This window comes from Microcoleus sp. A006_D1 (genome assembly GCF_036702805.1).
Classification (GTDB): Bacteria; Cyanobacteriota; Cyanobacteriia; order Cyanobacteriales; family Microcoleaceae; genus Microcoleus.
Map to the genome: position 1 here is coordinate 201,066 of NZ_JAUBVZ010000002.1, position 26,110 is coordinate 227,175.

Consider the following 26,110-nt stretch of genomic DNA (forward strand, 5'->3'; position numbering starts at 1 on the left):
ACAGGAGATTTATGATTGTAACTGCGAGCGTTGGCTTAAAGAGGTCTTCCATGATTGATAAAGGGAAAAAGAATGTACTGGGTATATTAGTAAATGCCGTTAATTATGAAGCGGCTGTTAGCAAAATTATTGCGGCAGCCACCGCCGGAAAACCAATGTCAGTTTCGGCTTTAGCGGTGCACGGGGTAATGACTGGGGTGCTTGACAGCACTCACCGCTATCGGATCAATCACATTGATTTAGTATTGCCAGATGGACAGCCGGTAAGATGGGCGTTAAATTTGCTTTACAATACGGAATTGCCCGATCGAGTTTGCGGGCCGAATGCGATGTTACAAATCTGCGAACGCGCCGCCGAAACAGGATTATCTGTCTATTTGTACGGCTCTCAAGCTTCTGTACTGGAGGCTTTATCTCGCAATCTCTGCGAGCGTTTTCCCAAGCTAATTATTGCGGGAACTCAGCCTTCTAAATTTAGGCACGTTTCACCGCAAGAAAAGCAAGAAATTGCCCAGGAAATTCGCAACAGCGGTGCAGCAATTACTTTTGTCGGTTTGGGGTGTCCGCGACAAGAAGTTTGGGCTTACGAATACCGGAACGAGTTATCAATGCCGCTGATTGCTGTAGGTGCAGCTTACGATTTTCATGCGGGTAATTTGGCTAAATCTCCTGAGTTTTTATCTAAGATAGGTTTGGAATGGCTGTTTCGGATGGTTAAGGAACCCCGGCGCTTATGGCAGCGGTATGTTTTGTTGAATCCGCTTTATATCTGGCTGTTTTTGCTGCAAGCTTTGAAACTCAAAAATTTCGACCCCAAAGATGCCACGCCGCCTGTGGAAGAAGTTTTGTATGGTTGAATTTCTCTCTTCTGTTGTGAATTGTCAGTTTCACAAATAAAAAGCCAAAAGCCAAAATAATAATTGATTATTTTCACCTTTGACTTGAAACTTGTGAGTATTTAAATCTAGAATTAGTGGGTTGTTGTTTTCTGTGACTTCGGTTTTGCTTGCTTTGTAAATTACTGTCTGGATTACTGAGGAAGTGTCAGCCGTCCTTGTTCGATCATTTGGAGGACTTGGGTTCGACAGCCATTACAGTCGCAGCCTAAAGTTATGACGGCGAGGTTTCCTATTTTGTCAGAGTTGATTTCTGGCTGGGAGGATTGGCTTTCGTCTTGATTGGTTCCTGGATTGACTGCGATTTCGCCATTGGGCTCGATGGTGGGATTTGGGGAAATTCGGGTGCTAGCATTGGCGGGATTTACCGCTAAGAGCATTAAGGCTACAGAACCGGAGCAGCCCAGTAAAGTCAGTAGGTTTTTGTTCATGATAACTTTCCTGTAGACGAGCAGGATTTTAATTTAACAGATCGATCGATAGATTTGAGGATCTCGCCTAAAATGTCACTTTGTACTTGAGATTGCTGGTTTGGATTGCCACAAGTTTCGGAATAAGTCTAGTCTAAATTCAGGCTTTGGTATATTTTTGAGAAAATTAACAAGATTGGAGCCGATCGACAGTGCGGCTGTATCATTGATGCTATTGCTGAGTTTAGCGATCGGGTTTTTGCTGTTAGGGGGCGATCGATCTTTACCGAAAGTACGAGATTTTAGTTGGCAAAACAAACAAGTAGGGGCAAGAGATACGGCTTTTATCCTGACTTTCAGCCGCCCGATGGATCGTGCAAGCGTAGAAGCAAATCTGCACGTCGAGCCAGCTCTGCCGGGAAAAATTAGTTGGTCGGGGCGGCGGATGGTATATACTTTGATCGCGCCTCCTCAGTACGATCGCACTTATAAAATTGAACTGCAAAAAGCACGGGAGAAAATAGGCTTTGACAAACAAGGAAATGCGATCGCACCTTTTGCCAGTCAATTTAGCACGCCCGATCGAGCTTTTGTTTATACGGGCACAGAAGCCGCAGAAAAAGGGCGGTTAATACTCTACAATCTCACCCGCAAACAAAAAATTATTCTAAGTCCTGAGAATTTAGTTGTTAAAGATTATAGAATTTACCCGGCGGGCGATCGCATATTATTTTCTGCTAGCGAATGGTCGAAATACAAGCCTGGTTTGTACGAACAATCTTTGTATGCCGTCACTACAGGCAGAAGTTCCGATCCGGCTCAAAAACCGGGCAGCATCCAGCAGATTTTAGGCAATCAAGACTATGAAAATCTCAAATTCGATTTGTCTCCTGACGGCAAGGCGATCGCGATACAGCGGGCAAAGAGGGGCAATGCAGAGGACATCGGTTTGTGGGTAGTGCGATCGTCCACTTCCCCGATTCCGCAGCGGCTGTTGAGTCGCCCGGCCGGAGAATTTGCGATCGCCCCAGACAGCGCCACTTTCGCCAATCCCCAAGCAGACGGCATCGCCATTTTATCCCTGACACCAAACGTCAAACCTTTAGAATTCATACCATCATTTCGGAGAGTGTTCAGCTTCAGTCCCGACGGCAGAGAATCGGCAATGCTGAAGTATAACAGCGATTTTACGCAGTCAATATTTTTAGTAACAAATCAGGGATTGCAAAAAGAATTGATCCGCACCGCCGGAGAATTCCTCAACTGTCAGTTTGACCCCAGAAATCCTCAGCTTTACTGTTTGTTAACCAGGCGGAAGCCAGGGAAAGATTTTTCTGAACAACTCACCCTAGAAGCAATTAATTTGCAGACATTTCAAGTAAAATCCCTGTTAGTTTTACCCGACCAAGTGGAGACAAAAATGAGCTTGTCGCCCGATGGGTTAGAATTGCTATTAGACCGGATAGTTACCAAAAAATCGGAACCTGTCCCAGGAGATTTGAGGACAGATGGCGGAAGTGCGATCGCCTCTTCAACTCTCATACTTTTAAACTTAAAAAACGTACCGGCATCTAATAATTCTCCATCACCTGAAGAATTGACTTTAAAAGGATTCCGCCCCCGCTGGCTGCCCTAGAAAATCAACAATAAAAAATCAGATAACTTTACTCTTCAGTCTGCGGAGGCAGACTTAGTTTGTGTAGTGGCGGTTTCAACCGCCGACTCACTACTACAAACCAATACTACAAACCTGTTATTTTCCCGCGTAAGCCGCCATCCGTTCTTTGATAAACCGGATATAAAAATGCCTGAAAGTAGACTTAATCACCCGAGGCATCCCAAAGTCGATCGGCATCATATTTTCCGGCAACTTCCAATCCAAAACCTTGAGACTTTCCGGGTGCAAAAGCGGAAAATTAATCGCCTCCAAATTTGAGCAAAGTCCCAATCTCATCGCCGCAGCCACAGTCGGAACCACCGCCGGATCGACATTAATAATTTCTACTAAAGTCCTGTCCAGCGCAAACACATCATCAGACGCGCCCAAAATTCCCAAAAACTTAGGTTCGCCGCCGCTAGGGCCATTACCTTCGTGACCGATAATTCCATCCAAAATTGTCAAATTTGGGTTAATTGTGCGGGCTGTTTCTACCAGCATTTGACCGAATCTGGCGCTATCTTTGCCAGCTTCCATGTGCCACCAGGCCTTCATTTTCCCGGGCACGCAGCCGAACAAATTTTTGACGCCCATTGTCACCGTTAATTGAACGTGAGATTTGAGTTTTGGCAAATTAATCACGACATCAGCTTCCATTGCTTCTTTGCAAATTCGCAGATGATTGAAATCTTCGCTGACTGTTTTGTAGCGTTTTCCTTGAAATTCTACTACTGGCAAATTGAGTTCTTCCAACAGTGGTAAATAACCGTTGGCTTTGGCTACACCCATCGCGCTGCCAAAAGCCGGACTGTCCCCTAAAAACGGTTTTCCTCCCGCTTCGATTACCATTTTCGCCACGCAGTAAACTAACTCCGGGCGGGTGACGCATTCTTTGGTAGGGCGAGAACCGGTGAGGAGATTGGGTTTGAGTAAAACCCGATCGCCCGATTTGACAAAAGCCGAGATTCCGCCCAAGGGTGCGAGCAAATTTTCTAAAGATGCTTGGAGATTTTCGAGATCGTAGGAATTAGCACGAATTAAACTAACAGAAGACATGATGTTATTGGTTATTGGTTATTGGTTATTGGTTATTTGAGATGGGGCATTAGTAATTGATAATTGGTAATTACAACAAATTACCAATGATTAATCCTCAGATCCAATGCCCCATGCCCCATGCCCCATTATGTATTCATCGGTAATCTGCCAGAAGCAGCCCGCTGCATGGTACTAACTCGCAGGGAATTAGAGAAAATTCCTTGACCTTGAAGTTCCGGGATAGCAGGTTTAACTTCCACTTTCACCAACCGGGCAGTGCAGATAAAAACCGTTTGATCTATCAAATGAAAAGTCAACCAAGGTTGATTTAACAAATTCAGCACTTCCTCTTGAAATTCTTGTGCTGGCATCGGAATAGTAAAAGTTTCTGTGTGGCCTTCCACATAATGAAATGTTACTTGAGTTGTGTTCTCTTTATCTTGAGTTAATTTGCCAAAGGAACCTGCGCGCATAAATTTTGCTCCCCAATTTTTAGATTTGAAAAAAATTCCGAATTAAATGTAAAAAATTTTAATTCTGAATTCTTTAACTTTCACCTATGATGCTAACCGCTTGCTAGGGACTAAGCCTGAGCAGAAGATTTCGGCATCGCACTCATTTTCTCTAAATCTAGAACTGTTGCCAAGTCTTCTGCATTCATTAAACCGCGTTCTAGCACAATTTGCCGCAAAGATTTGCCAGTTTCGAGAGATTCTTTAGCGACGGCGGCGGCGTTGAGATAGCCGATGTGAGTATTCAGGGCGGTAACGAGGGCGAGACTGCCTTCTGCATAAGCGAGACACCGATCGCCCTTAGCTTCAATTTTATCCAGGCATTTGGTTGTCAGGGCGCTGATGGTATTGCCCAAAATTTCGATGCTGTGAATCAGATTGTAGGCGATCAGGGGCATCATCACGTTCAATTCTAATTGTCCTGCTTGGGCACAAAGGGCGATCGAGCTATCGTAACCCATAACTTGAAAACACACCATCGAAGTCATTTCTGCCATCACAGGATTGTATTTCCCCGGCATGATTGACGAACCAGGTTGCACGGGAGGCAGTTGAATTTCCTTGAAACCCGTTTTCGGCCCGGAATCCATCAAACGCAAGTCATGGGACATTTTAACGCAATCCTGAGCGAGATTTCGCAGTGCGCCGGAGACATTGACAAACGGCGCCATACTCTGCATTGCTGCCATTAAATGCGGTGCGGGTTTTAGGGGTTTTCCGATTAACTCCGAGAGAATTTGAGCGACTTTTTCACAGTATTCTGGATGAGTATTTAAACCAGTTCCCGCTGCGCTGCCGCCTAATCCCAAGGATGTCAAATCGCCGGAAGCAGTGGCAATTCTGGCGCTGTGCTCTCTGAGAATTTGTGCCCAAGCGCGGAAGGTTTCGCCAAGTCGAATCGGGACGGCATCTTGCAGGTGAGTGCGGCCGGATTTGACGATATCTTGGAATTCTTCGGCTTTTTTGTCAAGGGCTGCGATCGCCCCAGATAAAGCCGGAAACAAAGTTTTTTCCAAAGCCAACAAACCGCCGATCCGAATTGCAGTCGGAATCACATCATTTGTCGATTGACCGTAGTTTACATGATCGTTGGGACTGACACGCTTGTAGTTGCCTTTTTCATCGCCCATAATTTCCAAAGCGCGATTAGAAAGAACTTCGTTAACGTTCATGTGGTGAGAAGTTCCCGCGCCTGCTTGGTAGACATCAACCACAAATTGATCGCGCAAATTTCCCGCTAAAACTTCATCTGCGGCTGCGATCAATGCTTGACTGATATCTTCAGGAATACAGCCCAGTTGACCGTTCGCAACTGCCGCAGCTTTTTTAATTAAAACGCAAGCATCGATGTAAGTTGATAAAGGTTTGATACCGCTAATTGGAAAATTTTCAACGGCGCGCAGAGTTTGAATGCCGTAATAAACGGTAGATGGGATTTGTTTGTCTCCCATCGAGTCGCTTTCAGTGCGGTAGGTGATAGTTGGCTGTTGAGTCATATCGTCTGGTTTGTAATAATTAGGAATTGTACAAATTTTGGGGTAACACCACGCTGCGGGTGTTTTTACTGTACCGCGCCCGCTGGCGACTGTAGAGTAATGCGTAAATTGCGATCGGCTAACATTATCTCACATCTCGGGGTTCAATCTCAAATCTCGAATCAAAAATCAAGTCTTGGGTGAGGGCGAACCGGAACAGACAGTTTACAAAAAGCTAAAATTGATTGGCCTCCGGGGCGATCGCACACAGACAGGACTGCTCAGCTATAATCGTACAAGTAAATCCATTTCACTCTGACGGTTAAACTGTTATGAACAGACCAGCAAAAACTTTCAAATACCCAGTAAATTTTTTGAGAATCGGCAATCTCGAAAAAACCTTGTTAGAAAATCTGCGACTGCTTCCGACAGAAAGACAACAGGAAGTGCTTGACTTTGTGCAATTCTTAGTACAAGGACAAAAAGTAAAACAGTCACCAAATGAAAGTTCTGAGTCTAGTATTTCGCCAACATAACCACCGCATCCCAAGCGATCGTTAATGGATTTTCTTAGGGTCTTATTAGAATCCCCTAAAATACTAGAACCGTCTGTGGAGATAACAACCCAACATGATTTAACCGCTGCCCAATTAACAGAGTTTTTTGTACTCGACGGGGAAGACTATTTAATTGACCCAGTTATTACTCGCAGCCACGATGCTTTTTTGAAAGGCTACGCATCCGAAGACGAAGGACTGTATGACGACTATTGAACCGGGTGATTTTATGGTGCCAAATATGCCATTGAGAATTAAATGGTAGGGCTTTTAATTTTATAAATCGCCCTCATACAAAGTATATTCATCCTCAAAAACTTCAGACCAGGATAGGGATGTTAAGTGACATTTTAAACCCATTTCATCTTCGGCATCCTTCACCGCGATTTGAAAACATTTTTCCCAGATAGACTCAAGAAAATCACGATTCAAACTCGGCATTTCCTCTTGACTATCTTCTATCTCTCGACGGGCAGAACGAATACTAATAGTCCAACTAGAACTGCGTTTTTGAGGTTGAACTTTCCATTTAATAATATGAAGCATTAAGCGAATTAGCTGGCTTTTTACGGCTCGTCTTTCTGTTCTTCCCATTGCTTCAATTAGAGATTCTAAACCTGCGGTTGCTTCCATAGATTTTCCTTCTTTGAGAAGTGTCTGGACTGTGACAGCCGTTTGATAATGAGAACACACTGCTAACCAGTCCCAATCTTGTTTAGTCAGCATTGCTATTTCCTGGATATTGCTTATATTCCTAAATTTATGATAAGTTTATCATAAGTAAACAGGTTGGGTTGAGAAACCCGGTTGCTGTCACGCAAAATCTCAACTTTATAGGTCATCAGACAAAGTATATTCATCCTCAAAAACTTCAGACCAAGAAAGGGATGTTAAGTGACATTTAACTTTCCTCATTTCGATTTCAGCCTCTTTCACGGCTGCTTGAAAACATTTACCCCAAATAGACTCAACAGCATCACGATTCAGACTAGGAACTTCTTCCTGAATATCTTCTATCTCCCGGCGAGCGGAGAGAATACTGATAGCCCAGCTAGAACTTTGTTTTTGAGGTTGACATTTCCATTTAATAATATCAAGCATTAAACGAATTAACTGGCTTTTTAATGCTCGTCTTTCGGTTCTTCCCATTGCTTCAATTAGAGATTCTAAGCCTGCGGTTGCTTCCATAGATTTTCCTGCTTTGAGAAGTGTCTGGACTGTGACAGCCGTTTGATAATGAGAACACACTGCTAACCAGTCCCAATCTTGTTTAGTCAGCATTGCTATTTCCTTGAGATTAGCTATATTCCTAAATTTATCATAAGTCATATACAATTTAAACGCACAACAGCATATACAATTTTTACAAATTTTTGCTCCCAAATAAGTATTGCGTTTGTTTATACGGGTTCTTGAAGAACCCAGGTGCGTCGCTATGAGATTGTCGATATGCAAGGCGAGGGATTTTCTGTGGCGACGCACCCTACGACCCACTCATTTTGTAACAAAAGTTAAAGTTTTGTATCCCGTAAAGTTGTTATATTTGGGTGGCAAAAACAATTTTGAAGCGGGCGCATTACCAAAAATCATGCCGCGTTACCCAATCATAGATGATATCATTACACTCCAACAGGCACTCGAAGGAATAATTGTTGACGATTTAAAAAAGCTCAAGGCACTGTTACCTGACAATACTAAAGTAACCCGTAAAGCTGACCTTGTTGCTGTCATTAAAGAGCAAATGCAGGGACAGAACCTTAAGCAAGTTTGGATGCAATTAGACGACATTCAGAAAGCGGCCGTAGCTGAAGTTATACATGGGCAGGACGGTTACTATCATCCTCATGTGTTTAGGGCGAAATACGGACAAGAACCAGATTGGGGTAAGAGCGATCGCTATGGATACCAACAAGAACCATCGCTACTACGGTTATTTTTATATGGCAGAACGATACCCGACGATCTCGAAGAAGAATTGCTGAGGTTCGTTCCAAAACCTAAAGAAACGAGCTTAAATCTGGTTGGCGACACGCTACCAAATAGTATTGAGGTTAGCGCCGAAAAATACAACTACAGTACAGGCGAAACAGACATAGAAAAATGGGAACTGCCTGTGACTGTGTTTGAAATGGAACTGGCAGCCCCAAAGGATTTTGCAGCAGTTTTGCGTCTGATTCAGTCGGGCAAAGTTGCTGTCAGCGAGAAAACTTCATTACCTAGTGCCACAACCATGAAAGCGATCGCCGCCGTATTGCAAGGAGGCGATTTTTATAACGATGCACAGCGCAAAGCTGCCCTAGAGGATGGTGAGATATTTGGCGAGATTGGTAACATCAAGCCCTTTGCTTGGGCTGCGATCGCCCAAGGGAGCAAGTTAGCCGAACGATCGGGCAAAAAGCTAGTTTTGACCAAAGCGGGACTGAAAGCCTTGCAAGAACCACCCGCAAAAGGTTTACAAACAGCATGGAAGTGCTGGTTAAAGACAAAAACTTTTGATGAATTTCGCCGCATTGATGCGATTAAAGGACAAACTGGCAGGGGCGCAAACGGGATGACGGCGGTGGCGGATCGGAGAGATGCGATCGCCTCTATTCTGTCACAATGTCCTGTGGGCAAGTGGATTCTGTTTGACGCATTTAGCAGTTATATGCTGGCAACAGGGCATGAGTTTGAAGTGACGGAGGAACCCTACTATCTGTATATTTCTGAAGCTGGGTATGGGAACTTAGGAGATTTGGGCAGTTACGATTGGTATATTCTGCAAGAACGATATATGCGCTGTTTTTTGTTTGAGTATGCTGCTACTCTGGGAATGATTGATGTTGGCTATGTCGATCCGTGCCTGGTACCGATCGATTATGAGGATCTTTGGGGAACCGACGATTTGGAATTCCTCAGCCGCTACGATGGCTTAATCGCTTTTCGCCTGACGGGTTTGGGGGCTTACTGTTTAGGCTTGACTGACAATTACACTCCGCCAGCAATTGCGATCCGTCAAACGCTGCGGGTATTGCCTAATCTAGAAATTATTGCGGCGGGAGATGGTGTCGAGACATCGGATGCGATCGCCCTCGATATCTATACTAAAAAAGTCTCGGATGTTGTGTGGCGGCTCGATCGACCAAAAATCTTCGCAGCAATTGAAAACGGATATCCGCTAGCAGAGTTTACAGAGTTTTTAGAAGCAAGGAGCATTGAACCGCTACCACAAACTGTACAGCAATTTCTCACCGATGTTACAGAGCGATCGAATAGTTTGCAAGATTTAGGCACTGTAAAATTGATCGAGTGTACTACCGCCCATTTAGCATTGCTGATTGCGAATGATTCCCGTACCAAAAAATTCTGTCAGTTGGCGGGCGATCGCACTTTAGCAGTTCAATTGGGCCAGGAAACTAAATTTCGCACCGCCCTGCGGCAGATGGGCTACGTCTTACCCCAGAGCGATAAATAAGCTGTTGCTGCATTTAGAATTGCAGATTTGGGGCGGGCAAGATGCCCACCCCACAAGAGTTTTAAGAGATAGTATTTGTAGGGTGCGTCGCTGGCGATAAATCCCTAAAAAAGATATACAATCTCGATCGCGACGCACCTTTGACATAGACTGGAGCAAATAAACCAAACATTTATTTTCTACCAAACTTCTTCCGTCTTCCCTCTTCCTTCTATCAACTGCCAACTATCAACTATCAACTGCCAACAGTCAACTGCCAACTGTCAACTATCAACTGTCAACTATCAACTATTTATGAGTTATGTTGCTGAAAATGCTTTAATCGTCCAGAGCGATCGATCGATCTTACTAGAAGTTCACGCCCCCACAGCACAACTAGCACGAGAAGCGATCGCACCCTTTGCCGAATTAATCAAAAGTCCCGAACACATCCACACCTATCGGATTACGCCCTTAAGCGTGTGGAATGCGCGGGCGGCGGGAATGTTAGTTGAATTAATGATCGCAGCTTTGCGAAAGTATGCTAAATATGACATTCCTGAGTCGGTAGCGCAGGAAATTGCACTGCTTGGTACGCGCTACGGATTGACGGTAATTGAAAGGATTGATGCGGAAAATCCCGATTTACAACTGCGGATTGCCGATCGCCCGCTGACGGAGTTGCTAGTGCGGGATGAGCGCGTAAAACCGCTGTTAGGTAAGCGGATTTCGGATCTTTGTTTTCAAGTTGATGCGGGGAATCGCGGTGTACTCAAACAGGCTTTGTTAGCTGTGGGTTATCCGGCGGAAGATTTAGCCGGATATGTCGAAGGTGCGGAGTTGGCAATTACGTTGCGCGATCGAACTTTAGGAAGCGACTTACCCTTTAATTTGCGTGCCTATCAAAAGGAAGCAGTAGAAGCATTCTATCAGAGCGGAGAGGTTAGAGGCGGCAGCGGTACGATCGTCCTACCCTGCGGGGCTGGTAAGACGATTGTGGGGATGATTGCGATGAGTTTGGTACAGCAAAAAACATTGATCCTCACCAGCAGTTTGACTTCGGTGCACCAGTGGCGCAGGGAAATATTGGACAAAACGAGTTTAACTGAAGATGCGATCGCCGAGTACAGCAGCAACAGCAAAAAAACGGCTTCTGTAACTCTCTCGACTTACCAAATGCTCAGTTATCGATCGACTAAAGATGATGAATTCCCCCACTTCGAGTTATTTAACGCGCAATCCTGGGGACTGATTATTTACGATGAAGTGCATCTATTACCTGCACCGATATTTCGGATTACCGCCGACTTACAAGCGCGACGCAGGTTAGGTTTGACTGCGACATTGATTCGCGAAGATGGGAAAGAAGGGGATGTTTTCACGCTAATTGGCCCCAAGCGCTATGACGTACCTTGGCGGGAATTGGAAGGACAGGGATTTATTGCTACAGCCAATTGTACCGAAATTCGCGTCGCCCAAAATGAGGCGGAAAAAATGGAATATGCCCTAGCGCCCCGCCGCAATCAGTTTCGGATTGCTGCGGAAAATCCGGGTAAGTTGGATGTGGTGCAAAGTTTGTTGCAAAAGGAAGCGGGACACCGTATTTTAATTATTGGTGAGTTTCTGGAACAGTTGGATGCGATCGCCCTAGTTACCCAATTACCACTGATTACGGGGAAGACAAAACAGGCTGAGCGCGATCGGCTATACGAAGCATTCCGTAACAAAGAGATTCCCGGATTAATTCTATCTCGTGTGGGCAACTTTGCCGTCGATTTACCCGATGCCGATGTGTTGATTCAGGTATCGGGTAAATATGGTTCTCGCCAAGAAGAAGCGCAGCGCCTCGGACGAATTCTCCGCCCTAAATCCGATGGACATACTGCGAATTTTTATACATTAGTCTCGCTACAAACTTGCGAGGAGGATTTTGCGCGACACCGCCAACTGTTTCTGACTGAACAGGGCTACAGTTATACTATTGAGGTTCAAGGCGATGGTTAGTCAGCGTTGGGTATTCGTGTTTTTTCTGATTTGAATGGCTGTATTTTTCTGGGATATGGGAAAAGGGCGATCGATCGTGTTTCACCGAAAATTTGAGCATTTGTTGCTCACTAATGTAACTCCAAGAATCTGCTATGACTTAATTAAACAGAAATGGCTTAACAGATAAAATCATCCGATCTAACTCAGTTTTATTATGCCTGAGAAGATGGTGTCCCCATAATTCATTCGTGTTGTTAGAGCAATCTTTCGCAAGATTTTCTCCGATACATTCAAAATTATTTCCAAGATTGCTCCTTAACTTCTCTGGTTCAGATAATACCCCTAGCACAAATACTCTATTTTCTAAATCATCGGGAATCTGCTTCTTTACATAACTCAACCTATCTTCGTAATTTTCATCAAAATCAATAAGCAAGACAATCATTCTTTTTGAGAATTTTCGCATTTCAGAGATATGGTTTTCTTTGAACTTATCCACAACTTTCCCCCAACCATCAGCAATCGGCAAAACTTGAATGGCAGGTTCATTAATGTTTGAGTTGAGAATGAATCCGTTGGCGATTTGGCGATTAGCATCATCTTCTGGCAACACAAGAAGATGGGGTTGATACTTATTCACTCTCATAATTCTATGTCGCCACGAATCAAAGTATCTACAAGATCGCCACTGATAGGTAGATCGCCCAGCAACCTAACTAAGGTTGGCTCTAGGTGACTTTTGCGATCGAGTACAAAGGTGTTTTCATTTGAAAACTTTCGGATTGCTTCCTCATTATGCGAGGTCACTACAATCTGACCGTTATCCTTAAATGAGCGTCGTAGTGACGTAACAAAATGCCCAACTTCTGACAGGGAAAGATAGTTATCTGGTTCGTCCCAAAAGCAAAAAAGTGGCCCATAGTATTTGTTAGCAGCCAACACAACAGCACAAAGAAAAAAACATTTCTCTCCATCAGATAAGTCTTTAAAGTCAACACTCAGATTGGCACTCTTTGCTTCAAACCGAACAACCATACTTTTAGAGTCTTTACCAATTTGTTCATTCAGAAAATCCTGAATATCAGGCATAACTTCTCGGAGGTATCTGTCAGTCTGTGTATAAGCGGCGGGGTAGCGACTGAGTAAACCAGAGAGCCACTCTCCAAAATTTGAACCGTCTCGTTTTGGCTCCAAAGTTTCCCCGGTAGATTCTCCAGTCATCCAACTTGGAATCGGAGCTAAAATAATCATGCTTGCAAGCCAACTCTTGAAAATACGCAGCGGATCGGTTGCTGATTGCGCCTGAATAACAGGAAGGGCAATCAGATGCCAATCTACTAGAAACTGAGCTTCAAGATTTTTGGGGCTGGTGTAAAGAGTGACTTGGGCTTCCTTGCGAGAGTAAATTGGATTTCCTGCAATTAACAATTGCTCTTCAACAACTCGAAGCTCTCTAAAGTTTTCTGGTAATTCCAATGCAAGGATATATTTATATAGTTTCTTGTCCAGTAATACTTCTATCTCAAATCGAATTGGAACATCAGATCTTCCTCGATTAAAATCTTTTGGCCCAATCAGACCCTTGTCCTCAAGGTCGCGCATTCTATTGATGCCTCGACCAGCGCTTTGAAGCACTTCCAATGCAGAGGCAATGGTCGATTTACCAGCACCGTTTTTCCCAATCAAAAGGGAGGATGACATCTCTTTGAGAATCAATTCAAAATTCTCTAGGCATCTGAAGTTATGTACGTATAATCTTTGCAGCATATAAAAACGACTCCGACGAGTTAAAATGAAAAACTAGCAGCTTAGTTAACCAACACTTGTAACCGAAGCCAGCTAACCTATAATTGTGTTGCAGATGCAGTGTAATACATCATATAATTACAAAATACCTCAAGTTGCTCATGTATGTCAACCCTTTCTTACTTCCCGTTAGACTTTCCTTTTCTTAATCAAGGTTTATGCTGTTCTTTCCTAATTAAGCACTTTCAAAAACCAATTCTTTAGCTAGCCGTCCAGCGAAATAAAATCAATTTATTAGTTTACGAACCAAGTCAAGAGGTGATTCTCCAATGGATAACTCATTAAGCTATGCAGACATTCTCAAAAAAACCCTGCAAGAAGCAACTCGCGCCCAACCCAGTTTACAGGCGATCGAGCTTTACCCCGTCTGTGATGTCGATTCGGGTCACTTTCTGATTCTCGCGACAGGCTGGGATAAACAGCGCTGGATTGACACGATTCTGTTTCATGCTCGTTTAGTCGATCGTCAAGTTGTAATTGAAGAGGATAATTTCGAGGAAGGTTTAAGCCAATCACTGATTGAGGCGGGTATCAAAGCAGAGCATATCGTGACTAGCTCTTTTCCTGAGAATCGCGATCGACAAAGAACGCATCAAACAGTGTAAAGCCCCTCAATCTACAATTGTTATGCTGAAACAAAGCATCTGTCCTTTCAGCACTATCCAATATACATCATTAAAACGAGCGAATTGGCAGTCTACAGTTGCGTGAATACTCATGATCGCCCTTCAACTCCCCCAGCCCACCCCAACCACAATACTTAATAAAAACTTTACAAAACTTACCCGATCGCCCAACACAGGTTAGAGTTATCCTAGGAAATCCAGGAATCCTGTTACAGTAAACATTCCCGTCACTTATCGAGTGGTTCGATGACTCACACCCAAAGCACCAAAACTACCGCCACAACTGCAATTTACTCCTTGACAATTGCTCCCGCCTGTGTATTGCGGGGTCAAAAAGCCCTTGCACAAGCCGGAGATGCGATCGCCCGTTTCGGAAAGCGGCCCCTCATCGTCGGCGGTAGCAACTCCCTCGCCGCCGCCCAACCCTACCTGCAACCAATCCTCGAACAGCAGCAGCTACAATCCGCCCACACAGCCTACGGCAAAGATTGCAGCGAAATCAGCCTCGAAACCCTCCGCGAAGCCGTCCAAACCCATCAAGCCGACTTCATCATCGGTATCGGCGGCGGCAAAGCTTTGGATGCAGCCAAACTCGTCGCCCATCAGTGCAAAATGGCGATCGTCACAATACCCACATCAGCAGCCACCTGCGCCGCTTGGACAGCCCTTTCTAACATTTATTCCGAACAAGGTGCGTTCCAATACGATGTCACATTAACCAGATGTCCCGACTTATTAATCCTGGATTACGGCTTAATTCAAACTGCACCGCAGCGGACATTAGTAGCAGGAATCGGAGATGCGATCGCCAAATGGTACGAAGCATCAGTCAGCAGCGGACACTCCGAACAAACAATGATCATTGCCGCAGTCCAACAAGCTAGAATCCTGCGCGATATCCTGTTCCAAAAATCAGCCACCGCCCTCAAAGAACCTGGTAGCGAAACCTGGCAAGAAGTCACAGATGCCGTCGTCTTGCTAGCAGGAGTAATCGGCGGAATTGGCGGAGCCCAATGTCGTACCGTCGCCGCCCACGCCGTCCACAATGGTCTAACTCATCTATTAGCAAGTCACGGCACATTGCACGGCGAAAAAGTCGCCTACGGTATTTTAGTGCAACTACGCTTAGAAGAAATGCTGCAAAATAATCAACTCGCGGCCACCGCGAGACAGCAACTGCTAAAATTCTACGCCGAGATTGGATTACCTCAAACTTTAGACAACCTCGGACTCGGAGACGTTAGCCTCACACAATTGCAGCGCGCCGCCGAAATAGCTTGCAATCCCAATTCCGACATCCACAGACTGCCATTTAAAGTCGTTCCCGAACAATTAATGGCGGCGATGGTTTCTACTACCGCACCTGTGGGAGAATTGAGAATCAAGAATTAAAACAGTTTGTAGTAAGGACTTTAGTCCTGAAAAAAACTGTTTTAGAAAGCAATACGGTTCCATTAAGACAGATCCCCCCTAACCCCCCTTAAGAAGGGGGGGACAAGAAAGCTCTCAAAGTCCCCCTTCTTAAGGGGGATTTAGGGGGATCTCCGGGGAATAAACATTGTTAACTTAACTAAACCGTATTGTGCTAGAAAGGACTGAAGTCCTGACTACGAACCCGGAAAACAACTAATAACTGATACACAACAAATGACATTGGATTGGATTAGCCCTGCTGACAGGTTGCAAACACTACCGCCCTACGTATTTGCCCGTCTCGACGAACTCAAAGCCCGCGCCCGTGAACAAGGACTAGATTTAATAGATTTAGGAATGGGAAACCCCGACGGTGCCACTCCTCAACCAGTAGTAGAAGCCGCCGTCGCAGCTATCCAAAATCCCGCAAATCACGGCTATCCACCGTTTGAAGGAACTGCCAGTTTTCGTCGTACAATTACTAAATGGTATAGTCGCCGCTACAATGTTGAATTAGATCCAGAAAGCGAAGCATTACCTTTATTGGGTTCTAAAGAAGGTTTAGCACATTTTGCGATCGCCTATATCAATCCCGGCGACTTAGTATTAGTACCAAGTCCCGCTTATCCGGTATTATTTCGCGGCCCGATTATCGCCGGTGCCAAAGTTCACAACATCATCCTCAAACCAGAAAACGACTGGGTAATTGATTTAGGCGACATTCCCGACAGCGTAGCTGAACAAGCAAAAATTCTCTACTTTAATTATCCCAGTAATCCGACCGGAGCGACGGCACCCCGCGAATTTTACAAAGATATTGTGGCTTTCGCGCACAAACATCAAATTTTGCTGGTTCACGATTTGTGTTATGCGGAGTTAGCTTTTGACGGCTATCAACCGACAAGTTTATTAGAAATTCCCGGTGGCAAAGAAATCGGTGTCGAATTTCACACGATGTCTAAAACCTATAATATGGCTGGCTGGCGTGTTGGTTTTGTAGTAGGAAATAGCAAGATAATTCAAGGTTTACGCACCTTAAAAACTAACCTAGATTACGGCATATTTTCCGCCTTGCAAGCAGCAGCAGAAACAGCGCTGCAATTGCCCGACAGTTACTTGCACGAAGTGCAGGAACGCTACCGGACTCGTCGCGATTTTATGGTTGCAGGATTGGCAGAATTGGGGTGGAATATTCCTAAACCTCTGGCTGCAATGTATCTTTGGGTTCCTTGTACTCGCGGCATGAGTTCGACTGATTTTGCCCTGAATGTTTTGCAGCAAACGGGTGTAGTTCTGACTCCTGGTAATGCTTTTGGGCCTGGTGGTGAAGGATATGTGAGGATTAGTTTGATTGCAGATTGCGATCGACTTGGAGAAGCATTGCGGCGTTTGAAACAAGCCAACATTCGCTATTAATTATTGGTTATTGGTTATTGGTTATTGGTTAGTTGTTGGTGATAAGCTGCTCTGCATTTAAATTGTATATCAAAAAAGAATCAAAGTCTTGTGGGGTGTCCCGCCTGCCCTGAATATACAATAGACATCTCCAGAAAAGCCAGTTTTGAACAGGCAGGATGCCTGTTCCACAAGAAATATGGTCGATGTCTAATTTAAATGCCCAATGCCCAATGCCCAATGCCCAATGCCCAATGCCCAATTCCCAATGACTACAAGCTTTTAATTTGGTCAACTACCCAGTTAAAAGTTTCCATAACTTGCTGGAGGGCAAATTCATCTTGCAAAGTAAACAAAGCGAGACTCGGCGACCTTCTTTCCCCAGGTTCTGTAGGCAGCGACAGACCGATAGAACTCAGCTTATTTCTCAATTCCAGCCAATTTTGTTCTGCATTAAATGGCGGCCGGGAACCGTAATTGTCAGCAGAAATCTCCATTCTGCCAGCAATATCTACAGTGAATAACTGATATGGTTTTTTGCCCTTTTGAGGCAATTGGGCGGCGAAACCGCCGTAGGCGTCCCCCGTTCCCCACTGGATTTGAACTTCGGGTTCTTGACCTTTCGCCCAAAGGTAAATTTCTCTTGCCATTTGCGCTTCGTCCGCGCCCCGTCTAGCTTTGATTTCCGCAAAAAATGACGATTCATCCCAGCGCCTTCTTTCGCGCGTTGCATTGGATTTCTTCTGCTGTGCTTCGGATGTCTGACCGATGACTCTGGGAACCAAAGTTTTCAAACCATCTTCACTCACATATTGCTTAATTTCCAGGGCTAAAACTTCAACCGGGTCCATTTGTTCGTTGAGAAATTCGACAACTCGGCGCATTTCAGCGGAAATCTCGTCAGCTACAAATACTAGGCGAACTTTACCCGCTTGCAAATTGGTTTTAACCTTTTGCCAAAATAGGTCTTCATTAGCATCCGCACCGAGAAACTCTTCAAAAATCTGTTCTGGATCGCGACCCCGATCGCGACAATTAGCTTCAAACAGAGCAATAATGGAATCGATCGGCCAATAAACCAACGCATTAGCAGCATAGTCGATCGACTGACCCAAAACTTTTTGCCGGAGTGCAGCATTCGGAGTTCGCCTGACATCCACCAAAGTAGGAACTGCATTTTGGTCGATAAACAAATGATCCAGCGACCATTGAACGGCACTTTCCTCCTCGGTGGGCACTGCTGCTTCCCGCGAAATTAACAGCCACCTGCGCGCCGTCGCGCGATCGATTTGGTCTCCGGCGATCAAGTTAGGATAAGTTACTAGCAAGTCTTGTAACTGGTCTTCCGAGTCGTAGGGCTGTTCCATCATTTCTACCAGCCTGTCGTCGTCCTGAATCAGATAAATACCTCCAGCCATGCACATCCACCTAGTAAATTTTAGATTTTAGATTTTAGATTCTAGTCAGTTGACAGTTGTCAGTTGACAGTTGTCAGTTGACAGTTGACAGTTGTCATTAGTCATTGGTTATCCGTCATCAGTAATCAGTTTTCAGCCAATGACTTCAGAAGGCACAAGGCATTAGTCATTGAGCATTCTTCATAATTAAAGAAAAATTTTGAATTCAATAATTTTCCTTGTTTGTCAATTCCACAAAAAACTCTTTCTGACTGATGACAACTGTCAACTGACAACTGTCACCTGTCAACTGACTACTGACAACCAGTAAATACTCGCTGTGCCGGCCCAGTCATATAAATCCGCCCAGAAACTTCTGCCCATTCGATTTCCAAAACGCCACCGGGGAGTTCAACGGCAGTTGTCCGATCGCACTTTCCGACCAACACCCCAGCCACCACAGCAGCACAAGCACCAGTCCCACAAGCTAGAGTAACACCTGCGCCTCTTTCCCACACCCGCATTTTTACGTAGTTCGATCGTATAACTTGAATAAATTCCGTATTTGTACGCTGCGGGAAGGCTTGGTGGTGCTCGAACACAGGCCCGACAGTTTCTAAAGCAACAGCCGAAACATCGTCTACAAAGGTAATGCAGTGAGGATTGCCCATACTGACGCAAGTAACAGACCAAGATTTGTCAGCAACTTCGATCGGCACATCTATAACTTTGGCATCCGGTGCAGCCAAAGTTGTCGGAATTTCCGCAGCCAGCAGCCGGGGAAGTCCCATATCCACCTTGACTTGACCATCCGATCGCAATTCGGGGCTAATCACACCCGCCAGAGTGTGGATGCGATACTCAGTTTTCGCCTTCTCACCTTCCAAATCGGCGATAAACTTAGCCAAACAGCGAATCCCGTTGCCGCACATTTCCGGTTCCGAACCGTCGGAGTTAAAAATCCGCATCGTATAGTCAGTGTCGTTTTGACCCGGAAGAGCAAAAATCACGCCGTCTGCGCCGATCCCGAAATGTCGATCGCACATGGACACAGCTTGTTCTGGTGTTAAAACTGGTTCTGACGAGTGGCGGTTGTCAATCAGAATAAAATCATTGCCCAGTCCGTGATACTTCGCAAACTCGATCGGCATAAAAACAAACCTCTTTTGGTTAAAACTGATTAGACAGGACTTACGCAATACCAAAGAAACCGGGTTTTTCATCGGTATTCCAGGCTTCGATCCAGTATTTTCGTAAAAAAACCCGGTTTCTGACCGATCGAGTGCCCCCAGGACTATTAGATAATGTGATGACCAAATTACCCATTTCCCAGTATGTCCGAATTTGAGACAGGATTGCCCAGCATTCGCCTAATACAAAGCTACATCAAAGACAAAGAACAGGTAGAAATCAAACTCATGACCGGCGACTTGCTAGCGGGCAGAATTTTTTGGCAGGATCATAGCTGCATTTGCCTCCTCGATGCCTCAGAAACACAAATTCTGATCTCGCGATCGGCAATTGCCTATATCAAACCCAACGGGTGAGGAGAGGGGGAGATGGGGAGAGGGAGAGACTGGGAGATCGGAAAAATCTTCCTCCTTCCCTATTCCTCCTTCCCTATTCCTCCTTCCCTATTCCTTCTTCCCTATTCCTTCAACATCTGACAACAGTCAACAGTCAACAGTCAACAGTCAACAGTCAACAGTCAACAGTCAACAGTCAACAGTCAACTGACTAATGACTAATGACTAATCGCTAAACAGCTTTTCGCTAACCTGTGCGGTAACAAAAGGCAGCTTTAAGGCAGGTTGCGGCACCGGAGGCGAGGCCGTCCGCTGCATCAAGCCGAACTCGTATAAACCACCGCACAGCAGCAAACGATCGCCCTCTTGCAAATCAGTAGTTCCGTCCGGCCAGCGAGTAAACTTCCCTTCCCGGCGGATCGCCCGCACTTGCACCCCATACTGAGTCAGCAAATCTACCTCTGAGAGTTTTTGGCCCGCCCAAGGGCTGTTTTCTGGCAGCCTCAGCCACTGACAAGAACTGTCGCCTTGCGGAACGGCAATTTCCCCCTTCGCCAGCAACTCAAAACTGACAAGTTCTTCCGGTTCTCCGACTACCAAAACCCGATCGCCCGACAGCAAAGCAGCCTTCCCGTTAGGATAATCAATTTCCTCGCCATCTTCGCGGACGATCGCCATCACGCTGACCCCTGTCAACTGCCGCAAGTTAGTTTCTTCCAGAGTCATGCCGGCGATCGGAGCACCTTCGGGCAAACTGTACCACTCGCTGTTCATATCTCGAACCGCCACTTTCAAATCCCGCGAAACCGCCTCTTGTTCGCGTCGCGGCCGCAATTCCAGATAGCGGCTGCTGCGAATTTGCTGGACTTCTCGCCCGATCGCCATTGCCGAGACTCCCATCCCAGCCAGCAAGTGGGAAGACAATTCTAAACTCGCCTCAAACTCAGGCTGCACGACTTCCCATGCGCCCAGTTGGTAAAGCAGTTCAATGTCTTTATCTTTGTTAGCCCGCACCACAATATCCAAATCCGGGACTAATTCTAAAGCCCGCTTCAGACACAAACGAGTGCTCATAGGATCGGGAAGCGTCACCGCCATTGATGCGGCCCGTTCCACCCCCGCAGATTCCAAGACGTGCAAGCTGGCAGCATTCCCGTAAACGTAGGGAATTCCTAGCACTCTGCACTCTTGAATTCTGCTTTCCGACTCATCGATCACCACAACTGAACAGTTGCGACTTTGCAGCACTTTGACTAAAGTTCTGCCAACTCGCCCGTAGCCGCAAACCACAACATGATTTTGTTCCGGCAAATTTTCAGCTATTTCCACAGGTTGAGATGTTTCGTCAAAATAGCGCTGCAAAGGCCCGAAATTTTCCGCCCAATTGAATAACTGCGGCACGCTTCTCAATACAAACGGCGTCAGTACCAGAGTGACTGCTGTCGTTCCTAAAATTAACAGATAAACGTCTCGCGAAACCAGTCCCAAGGCTTGGCCGGAACTAGCGAGCACAAAGGAGAATTCTCCGATTTGAGCCAAGCCCAAACCTGTGATTAATGCTGTTTTTAGCGGATAGCCAAATAGTCGGACGATGGGCGTTATTATCAAGAATTTGCCGACAAATACTAGAAATACCAGTCCCAGAATTAATTCTAGATGGTTCCAGAGAAACACCGGGTCGATTAACATTCCGATGGTGACAAAAAATAAGGATGCAAAAATATCTCGCAAAGGCTCAACGTAAGTTAGAGTTTGGTCGGCATATTCCACCTCGGAAATCATCAAACCCGCCACAAAGGCGCCCATCTCGATCGAGAAACCCAAATATTCTGTCAGCAGGGCAATGCTTAAAGCCAAAACCACAACTCCCAGCAAAAACAGTTCCCGACTTTCTGTTTTTGCGAGGTAGCGCAGCAATTGCGGGACGAGCCAAATGCCCGCGACTACAGCACCGGCAGCAAATAAGCCGATCCGCAGCAGGGCCCACGCTACCGTCATGCCGATCGCCTCTGCGGGCTGGTTGAGCGCCGGCAAAACTGCTAGCATTAGCCCCAATGCCAAATCTTGAACTACTAATATTCCCAGCATGACTTGCCCGTGGGAAGTACCGCCTTCATTGCGCTCCATCAAGCACTTGAGTACAACTGCTGTCGAGGAAAGCGACAGGATCGCTCCTAAAAACACGCCTTGAGCGGGCGATTCTACCCAGCCTACAGCCAAGGAAATTGCAGTAGTAATGGCGATCGTCAGCACAATTTGCAAGCCCCCACCGCCCAAACTAATCGCTTTAACTTTTTGGAGCTCGGCGAAAGAAAACTCAACTCCCAAGGCAAACAACAGAAAAGCAACGCCGAATTCTGCCAGGGTGTCTACCTGAATTAATTCTTTAATCAGCCCCAAACCCGCGGGCCCAACTACGATCCCTCCCAGGAGATAGCCGAGAATTACCGGCTGTCGCAACAGCGATGCAAAGAGTCCTCCTGCTGCGGCAGCAGCGAGAACTAGAACTAAGTCAACGATCAGTCGGAAGTCTTCTTGCACAACTTTATGAAAAAATTATAAAGTTATATTATAGTATCTAATGAGTTGACTGTGTTTGACCAGTTGGCTGCTGTTGGGGAGCAAGGGCAACTGCAACTATAGAACCAACTATTTTCCGAGAGAACGCAGTTAAACTGTGCAAAAAAAGATTAACCTCTGGCAAGTCGATCGGCGCATTGCTGCTTGATTGGTGGTAGTGTTTCACCTAGATCGCATGAGTGTCGAGAGGCGGTTCGATCGCGCTGTACGTTCAGAGATCGACTCGCGGCAAAAAAAGATTAGTTAAAATCGTTTTTAGTCAAGCCCAACCAGCCGATTTACCCGCTATACTGGATAATTAGTTTTAGAGTTTTGTGTTTTTTTCTAAGAATTCCCGGCTCGGCCAAAAATCAAGATTTAAGTTTGCGACACTTAATTATATTGCTGCTCTGGCTCCCTCAAAATGACTGCTTAATTCTGGATGTAGGTTGGGTTTTAATGATGTCGTGTGCGGTGAAGTGAATCTCTAGCTGACTGGTTATTTTTGTCTTCGGACTCTAGAGACCGAACTTGGCTTTTAGTCAAAAAAAATGACTCGGTTTCTATATAGTTAAAATATCTCAGCTAGACAAAGGTTAAGGACAGCTAACTATGACAATGAGTGTGAATCCAGGTAACTGCGGGCTAAGTACCCAAATAGTTGCGGGCCTGGTAAAGCGGTGGTGGCAGTTCACAGCAAACCATAAGAAGGCTAGTTCGATCGCGCCAATTGTGGCGGGCTTTCTGAGTTTTGCCCTGCCGGTGCAAGCTTTGCAGGTAGTGGTGACGCCACCAAATCCCGAACTGGGAGATACGCTGTCAGTAATCATTCAGGTTGACGCTAAGGGCGGGGAAACTCCCAAAGTTTCTGTACAGCAGCAAAATTACCCCGCGTTTGCGATCGGCAACGGCCGCTTTCGGGCCCTGGTACCGACGACGCCGCTAGAGAAACCCGGTGCCCGCCTGCTTCAAGTCTCAGGCGACGGACAAGTGCAGAAGTTGAGCGTGCAGGTGCGCGATCGAGATTTTCCCACTCAGTCGATCTGGCTACCCCCGGGTAAAGACTCCGAAGGTACAGATGCCGAATTCGATCGCGTAGACGCATTTAAAGCACTGGTGACACCCCAAAAATTCTGGGATGGCAAATTGTTGCGCCCCAACTCCGGCGAAATTACCACTATTTACGGGGTACGCCGGTACTATAATGGAGTATTTGCTAAAGACTACTACCACCGCGGCGTCGATTACGCCGGTGATTACGGTTCTGCTGTAGTCGCACCGGCCGCCGGTCGGGTGTCTCTGGTGGGACGCGAATCCCAAGGGTTCAAAATCCACGGGAATGTCGTCGGTATCGATCACGGTCAAGGGGTAGCAAGTATTTTGATGCACCTGAGCCGGATTGATGTCAAGGAAGGCGATTTCGTGAAAGCCGGTCAAGTAATCGGTGCTTTGGGGTCTACGGGGGCTTCGACAGGCCCTCACCTCCACTGGGGACTTTACGTGCACGGGCAGTCCGTCGATCCGGTACCTTGGCGGCTTCAGGGAGTTGAGTAGTAAATTTTACCGATTTTGATGAATAAAGCCGTCAATTATGGGGTAAGTTTGTGGCTGGGGTCTGCTGATAACTTTTCTGGGCGATCGGTATTGAGTTAGGATTTGTATGAAAATTCTCAACTCGGCACTCAAAACTCGAATCTCCAGACGCCAGCTATCGCGTCTTTACAAAACAAAACTGTATTAATGATGCCGTTGAGCGGGAAGCATATATGAGTATTGAAAAAATTGTGGAACAGGCTTTGCAAGATGGCTATTTAACGCCGTCTATGGAAGCTGAGGTGGGACGGATCTGCAATACGGCTTCGGAATTGTCGATCGAAGAGTACATGGCTCTCGATCGCCTGATGGGAGCTTTGTTGACCGGGGAAGTTGTGGTTCTGCCGCGCAAACAGTTCATCAACGTGATGGAAGAGTTGGTGCTGAGCGATGCGATCGCTAGGGTGGCTGAAATTGAGGCGACGAGCGACCTGAGTCTGGATGTGGGAGATATTGCGGCTTATGCTTTAAATAGGCTGCCACCTCTGTACGCTACTACGGAAGAGGGAGCTCACTTTCAAAGGGCTAGGGCGAAAGAGCAACTTCACGATTTGATTTCCAAAGAAGTCAACTCCGCGATCGCCCGCAACTTGGACAGGCCAGATACCCCAAACCCCACAGCTTTGGGAAAGTCTTCTGGAAACGAAGTTCTTTCACAGCTAAGCACTTGGCTGCAAGCTAACGCCACTAATTTTGAGCAGCAGCCTTAGTACCGCCACCAACCGCTCACTTTGCCAGTTAAGTCGATCCCGCTCTCTTGAGAAAGCGGGATTTCTAGTTTTTGAGCCACCAACATTATTTATCTGAAGGCAGAAGGTATCTGTCAATCGATTTTAGATTTTAGATTTTAGATTTTAGATTAACCCCACGGATAAATGCGGGGGCTTGAGGATTTTAGATTTTACATTTTGGATTGATTCCACGGATCAATCCGGGGGCTTGTACCATCAAGAAATTCTTGGTCAGAATTCAAGAACCAAAAATTTAAATGGAAGAAGTTTTGTATTTTTTTATTTAATAAAAAACTTCTTCCTTCTTCCTTCTTCCTTCAAACGATTAATTGCTGCTGTCAGAAGAGTCGGCAGTCGGGCTGGCGGTAACTTTGGTGGTGTCTCGCTTTTCCCGTTTTTTGCGTTCCGCTTGGATGACATCTTGAAGCACTATTCGCGCTTGGGCCATTTTTTCCAAATTGCTGCGGTACAAATCTAAATCTTTGCTAACTTTGTCTTCAGGCAGGTGCAATGCCGCGCTGACTTTGGCGATCGCGTCGTTGCGAGTTGCTTGGTCTTTTACCATGTCGGGGTCAGCTTTTTCTAACAGCGAGAATAAGCCGATCGCGAATAAGCGACTGTACTTAAATTGAGCGTTGCCGGCGATCGCCCCTAAAGACGCTTGCAAATCTCCTGCATCTTCAAAGCTGGTGGAGCGATCGAGCCACGACAGCAACTCCGAGCCGGAAAGTCGGCCTGCCAAGCTTTCCAAGCGGTGAGCGTCATGTTTGTAGCGATCGGGATCGTCTTCTAGGGACTTGCACAAAGCGTTAAAAATCGAAAGTCTGTCTGCTTCTGGGGCGTACCCGAGCATGAATCGATCGAAAGCTGTCACCACGCCCAAAGCATAAATCGGGTCGTATTGAAAATCGGCATTCGCCGAAAGCAAGTGCATTTCTACCATCAACTCTTCCACCACTCGTCGGTAAATTGAGTTGATCGGTCGAGTGTGAATCGTATAGAAACTACGCTTAGTATCTGAAACAGTACGGTTATTGTTCACCTGAGTCTTATAGATAAATAATTTTGCAGCAGCGGCATGGGACGGCGCGGCGTGAGTA

The 26,110-nt window shown here is 45.9% G+C and carries 24 protein-coding genes; 12 read left to right on the forward strand and 12 right to left on the reverse strand.

All coding sequences use genetic code 11. From position 1 onward, the window contains the following. Positions 1 to 11 precede the first annotated feature (11 nt). The gene (locus tag QUB68_RS03765) at positions 12 to 857 is read left to right on the forward strand and encodes a WecB/TagA/CpsF family glycosyltransferase (RefSeq protein WP_332989526.1); all 846 of its coding nucleotides are present in this window, start codon (positions 12 to 14) and stop codon (positions 855 to 857) included. Positions 858 to 1,030: 173 nt separating this feature from the next. On the opposite strand, the gene QUB68_RS03770 is transcribed toward QUB68_RS03765, so the two are convergent. Then, positions 1,031 to 1,327, reverse strand: coding sequence for a hypothetical protein (locus tag QUB68_RS03770; protein WP_332989528.1), 297 nt, complete (start codon positions 1,325 to 1,327; stop codon positions 1,031 to 1,033). A gap of 157 nt (positions 1,328 to 1,484) precedes the next feature. Between QUB68_RS03770 and QUB68_RS03775 the strand changes: the two genes are divergently transcribed. Beyond that, positions 1,485 to 2,942, forward strand: a complete 1,458-nt coding sequence (locus QUB68_RS03775; protein ID WP_332989529.1) for an Ig-like domain-containing protein — start codon at positions 1,485 to 1,487, stop codon at positions 2,940 to 2,942. 117 nt (positions 2,943 to 3,059) lie between these two features. Here QUB68_RS03775 and QUB68_RS03780 read toward each other — a convergent pair whose 3' ends face one another. The 3 genes from QUB68_RS03780 to QUB68_RS03790 form a co-directional block, all read right to left on the reverse strand. Continuing rightward, complete coding sequence (locus QUB68_RS03780) at positions 3,060 to 4,019, reverse strand: DUF362 domain-containing protein (RefSeq protein WP_332989531.1); 960 nt, start codon at positions 4,017 to 4,019, stop codon at positions 3,060 to 3,062. Positions 4,020 to 4,147: 128 nt separating this feature from the next. Next, the gene (locus QUB68_RS03785; protein ID WP_332989533.1) at positions 4,148 to 4,474 is read right to left on the reverse strand and encodes a hypothetical protein; all 327 of its coding nucleotides are present in this window, start codon (positions 4,472 to 4,474) and stop codon (positions 4,148 to 4,150) included. A 110-nt stretch (positions 4,475 to 4,584) separates the two neighbouring features. Continuing rightward, a complete protein-coding gene (locus QUB68_RS03790; protein WP_332989535.1) occupies positions 4,585 to 6,009 on the reverse strand; it encodes an aspartate ammonia-lyase in 1,425 nt (474 codons plus the stop codon). Between the two features lie 311 nt (positions 6,010 to 6,320). On the opposite strand from QUB68_RS03790, the gene QUB68_RS03795 reads away from it, so the two are divergent. Both QUB68_RS03795 and QUB68_RS03800 read left to right on the forward strand, forming a co-directional pair. Continuing rightward, entirely contained in the window at positions 6,321 to 6,524 is a 204-nt protein-coding gene (locus tag QUB68_RS03795; RefSeq protein WP_332989537.1) for a hypothetical protein, read from the forward strand. 75 nt (positions 6,525 to 6,599) lie between these two features. Next, positions 6,600 to 6,761, forward strand: coding sequence for a hypothetical protein (locus QUB68_RS03800; RefSeq protein ID WP_332989539.1), 162 nt, complete (start codon positions 6,600 to 6,602; stop codon positions 6,759 to 6,761). A gap of 60 nt (positions 6,762 to 6,821) precedes the next feature. Here the strand turns inward: QUB68_RS03800 and QUB68_RS03805 are convergent, their stop codons facing one another. Both QUB68_RS03805 and QUB68_RS03810 read right to left on the reverse strand, forming a co-directional pair. Continuing rightward, positions 6,822 to 7,271 (reverse strand): DUF29 domain-containing protein, encoded by a 450-nt coding sequence (locus QUB68_RS03805; RefSeq protein WP_332989541.1) that lies wholly within the window; start codon positions 7,269 to 7,271, stop codon positions 6,822 to 6,824. Positions 7,272 to 7,376: 105 nt separating this feature from the next. After that, the gene (locus QUB68_RS03810; protein WP_332989543.1) at positions 7,377 to 7,826 is read right to left on the reverse strand and encodes a DUF29 domain-containing protein; all 450 of its coding nucleotides are present in this window, start codon (positions 7,824 to 7,826) and stop codon (positions 7,377 to 7,379) included. A gap of 307 nt (positions 7,827 to 8,133) precedes the next feature. On the opposite strand from QUB68_RS03810, the gene QUB68_RS03815 reads away from it, so the two are divergent. Next, on the forward strand, positions 8,134 to 9,999 hold the full coding sequence (locus tag QUB68_RS03815) for a hypothetical protein (RefSeq protein WP_332989545.1): 1,866 nt from the start codon (positions 8,134 to 8,136) through the stop codon (positions 9,997 to 9,999). 294 nt (positions 10,000 to 10,293) lie between these two features. Next, complete coding sequence (locus tag QUB68_RS03820; protein ID WP_332989547.1) at positions 10,294 to 11,982, forward strand: DNA repair helicase XPB; 1,689 nt, start codon at positions 10,294 to 10,296, stop codon at positions 11,980 to 11,982. A gap of 139 nt (positions 11,983 to 12,121) precedes the next feature. Here the strand turns inward: QUB68_RS03820 and QUB68_RS03825 are convergent, their stop codons facing one another. Next, entirely contained in the window at positions 12,122 to 12,610 is a 489-nt protein-coding gene (locus QUB68_RS03825) for a hypothetical protein (protein WP_332989549.1), read from the reverse strand. Continuing rightward, entirely contained in the window at positions 12,607 to 13,731 is a 1,125-nt protein-coding gene (locus QUB68_RS03830; RefSeq protein ID WP_332989551.1) for an AAA family ATPase, read from the reverse strand. Before QUB68_RS03830 ends, QUB68_RS03825 begins: the two co-directional genes overlap by 4 nt. A 308-nt stretch (positions 13,732 to 14,039) precedes the next feature. On the opposite strand from QUB68_RS03830, the gene QUB68_RS03835 reads away from it, so the two are divergent. The 3 genes from QUB68_RS03835 to QUB68_RS03845 all read left to right on the forward strand — a co-directional run bounded on the left by QUB68_RS03835 (position 14,040) and on the right by QUB68_RS03845 (position 17,225). Next, positions 14,040 to 14,375 carry an element excision factor XisI family protein gene (locus tag QUB68_RS03835; protein ID WP_332989552.1) on the forward strand — a complete coding sequence of 112 codons (336 nt, stop codon included), beginning with the start codon at positions 14,040 to 14,042 and terminating at the stop codon, positions 14,373 to 14,375. Positions 14,376 to 14,642: 267 nt separating this feature from the next. Continuing rightward, complete coding sequence (locus QUB68_RS03840; RefSeq protein WP_332989553.1) at positions 14,643 to 15,788, forward strand: iron-containing alcohol dehydrogenase family protein; 1,146 nt, start codon at positions 14,643 to 14,645, stop codon at positions 15,786 to 15,788. Positions 15,789 to 16,043: 255 nt separating this feature from the next. Next, positions 16,044 to 17,225, forward strand: coding sequence for an aspartate aminotransferase (locus QUB68_RS03845; RefSeq protein ID WP_332989554.1), 1,182 nt, complete (start codon positions 16,044 to 16,046; stop codon positions 17,223 to 17,225). Positions 17,226 to 17,476: 251 nt separating this feature from the next. On the opposite strand, the gene QUB68_RS03850 is transcribed toward QUB68_RS03845, so the two are convergent. Continuing rightward, positions 17,477 to 18,622, reverse strand: coding sequence for a hypothetical protein (locus tag QUB68_RS03850; RefSeq protein WP_332989555.1), 1,146 nt, complete (start codon positions 18,620 to 18,622; stop codon positions 17,477 to 17,479). A 293-nt stretch (positions 18,623 to 18,915) separates the two neighbouring features. Then, on the reverse strand, positions 18,916 to 19,752 hold the full coding sequence (gene dapF / locus QUB68_RS03855; RefSeq protein WP_332989557.1) for a diaminopimelate epimerase: 837 nt from the start codon (positions 19,750 to 19,752) through the stop codon (positions 18,916 to 18,918). 183 nt (positions 19,753 to 19,935) lie between these two features. Here dapF and QUB68_RS03860 point away from each other — a divergent pair, with 183 nt between their 5' ends. Continuing rightward, positions 19,936 to 20,148: an Hfq-related RNA-binding protein gene (locus QUB68_RS03860; RefSeq protein ID WP_332989559.1), complete on the forward strand. Its 213-nt coding sequence runs from the start codon at positions 19,936 to 19,938 to the stop codon at positions 20,146 to 20,148. A 204-nt stretch (positions 20,149 to 20,352) separates the two neighbouring features. Here QUB68_RS03860 and QUB68_RS03865 read toward each other — a convergent pair whose 3' ends face one another. After that, positions 20,353 to 22,668 carry a cation:proton antiporter gene (locus QUB68_RS03865; RefSeq protein ID WP_332989561.1) on the reverse strand — a complete coding sequence of 772 codons (2,316 nt, stop codon included), beginning with the start codon at positions 22,666 to 22,668 and terminating at the stop codon, positions 20,353 to 20,355. Positions 22,669 to 23,298: 630 nt separating this feature from the next. Between QUB68_RS03865 and QUB68_RS03870 the strand changes: the two genes are divergently transcribed. Together QUB68_RS03870 and QUB68_RS03875 are read left to right on the forward strand one after the other, a co-directional pair. Further along, complete coding sequence (locus QUB68_RS03870) at positions 23,299 to 24,240, forward strand: M23 family metallopeptidase (RefSeq protein WP_332989563.1); 942 nt, start codon at positions 23,299 to 23,301, stop codon at positions 24,238 to 24,240. A gap of 212 nt (positions 24,241 to 24,452) precedes the next feature. Further along, the gene (locus QUB68_RS03875; RefSeq protein ID WP_332989566.1) at positions 24,453 to 24,989 is read left to right on the forward strand and encodes a late competence development ComFB family protein; all 537 of its coding nucleotides are present in this window, start codon (positions 24,453 to 24,455) and stop codon (positions 24,987 to 24,989) included. 346 nt (positions 24,990 to 25,335) lie between these two features. Here QUB68_RS03875 and psb29 read toward each other — a convergent pair whose 3' ends face one another. Next, on the reverse strand, positions 25,336 to 26,052 hold the full coding sequence (psb29, locus tag QUB68_RS03880) for a photosystem II biogenesis protein Psp29 (protein WP_332990153.1): 717 nt from the start codon (positions 26,050 to 26,052) through the stop codon (positions 25,336 to 25,338). Between the last annotated feature and the right edge of the window lie 58 nt (positions 26,053 to 26,110).